The following is a 1,785-nucleotide window of genomic DNA, read 5'->3' on the forward strand; positions in this document are numbered from 1 at the left end:
AGGTGGATAAACCTTTACAATGCGATTACGTAAAAAGTAATACATTCTTTTTGCAAAAAGGTAAGTAGCGTGATCAACAGTCATTGAGTAAGTGGAACTCGGAATATAAAATCCGTTGGCTAGTAAACTAGGAATAAACATGAAGATGTCTTCGTAAGCACCAAATTTCAGGTTATCCCTAAGCTTAGCAGCCCTAATACTCCAAAGCCTGAGAATTATTGGTCTCGATACATTAAGTCTCTTAAGAAACAATAAAGGAAGTCTTGGGGTGGCAAAGATTATATCATACGCATTATTTATGAGATTACGTAATCGATGAACACCCCTACCAACACTAAGTATAGACCTCACCGAGACCTCATAACCCACAAACCGAGCCCTCTTAGGCCCATTATCGCTTACGACGGTCAATACTTTAATTCCCCTTCCCGATTTCAAATCTAAAACATCTACCCCACCTAAATCTGCCAGAGCGGCTAAGAAACCCAGCTCATGCCTAGCGAAGACGTTGCCGTGAGAGATGTATAGAAGCCTCATCCCGCACTCGCCAAACTTTTCTTCAAAGTGGGGGGTGGTAGAAATAACATTACCGATCTTGCAATTCTCCATCCTAATGCTGAGGTCGCGTAGATGAGCGCGAGCCGGGTCTTTCTGGGATTCCAGTATTGTCTTACGGCATCAAGCCAAAGTATAGTAAATAGGACAAGGGTTGCAAGAGGTAGTTGGGGTAGTACGACGACACCTGGTATGGAGGCTGTGAAAAGAATTAAAAACAGTTGGTAAAGTCTCCATCTAATTTTGTCGGAAAGAGGGGCGGATCTAAGCATTTTCCTAAGCGCGTATCTATACTTCGGATCTAGAAGGGATTTCAACACTGCGATGAGCCTACCGCGTTTAGCTATACTACTCACGATATGGGGTTTTTGGGGCGGCTCTCTTGTGTCGTGCGTGACGGCGTGCCAACCTATCAGGTGTATTTCGTACCCCTTGGCGAGTGCGCGCTCGCCGAGCTCCACGTCTTCGTATATCGTGTAAGGTGGGCCCAGCGCCTCGTCGTAGAGCCCTACATGCTCTATGAGATCTACTCGCCTACATAGTGCACAGCTAGTGATGTTACTTAGCCTCTTAACGACTTTTCCCCGGTGGATTTCCTCGTAAATTTTCTGAAGCTTTCCACCAGCCACGTTCAGATGTAGTGGCACAGCGCACAGCACCTTCCTTGGCGAATTCTCTAGGTAGCTATAGAGTGTTTTTAGGGTTTCCCGTGCGAGAATTACGTCGTGATCTAGTATAAGGACGTATTCGCCTCTTGATAATTTAATGCCGTCGTTTCTCGCCTTTGAGACGCCGTAGTTTTTATCATGAGCTACGAACTCAACGCGGGCGAAGGAAGACTTATACATCTCTAGAAATTCCCTAACAATTTTTGTAGTTGAGTCTCTGGAGCCGTCGTCTACTATTATGAATTCCGTCCTATCTAGGGGGAAGTCTTGGTTAATGATTGACTCGAGGACGGGGCGTATGGTAAACTCAGAATTGTACGTGGTCAGGATGATAGAGATCAAAGGCTTGGCTACGCCACCCACCTCTCTACTTGGAGTAGAGATAATTGTTTCCTCTCCTATCAATAAGTCTAAAGCCTATCCTCTTGAGAAGGCTGTGGGCCCAAACCTCGCTCCCAATCATTTCTATCTGTAGCCACCTAGTCCTCCTCAGGGTCCGGCCCCCTCCCCGCAGGACGCCTTTGGCCTCCCCCTCGACATCTATTTTTAGATAATTAACAAC

At 46.1% G+C, this 1,785-nt stretch carries 3 protein-coding genes; all 3 read right to left on the bottom strand.

Annotation, left to right across the window (positions count from 1 at the left end; genetic code table 11):
* Positions 1-537, bottom strand: a 537-nt coding sequence (locus ACP5J3_RS14140; RefSeq protein ID WP_428496267.1) for a hypothetical protein, incomplete at its 3' end; no start/stop codon positions are given.
* The gene (locus ACP5J3_RS14145) at positions 534-1,586 is read right to left on the bottom strand and encodes a glycosyltransferase (RefSeq protein WP_428496268.1); all 1,053 of its coding nucleotides are present in this window, start codon (positions 1,584-1,586) and stop codon (positions 534-536) included. The genes ACP5J3_RS14145 and ACP5J3_RS14140, both read right to left, overlap by 4 nt.
* Before the next feature lie 4 nt (positions 1,587-1,590).
* Positions 1,591-1,785 (bottom strand): FkbM family methyltransferase (locus tag ACP5J3_RS14150; protein WP_428496269.1); only part of this gene is annotated, 195 nt, incomplete at its 5' end.

Source organism: Pyrobaculum sp. (genome assembly GCF_049971835.1).
Classification (GTDB): domain Archaea; phylum Thermoproteota; class Thermoprotei; order Thermoproteales; family Thermoproteaceae; genus Pyrobaculum.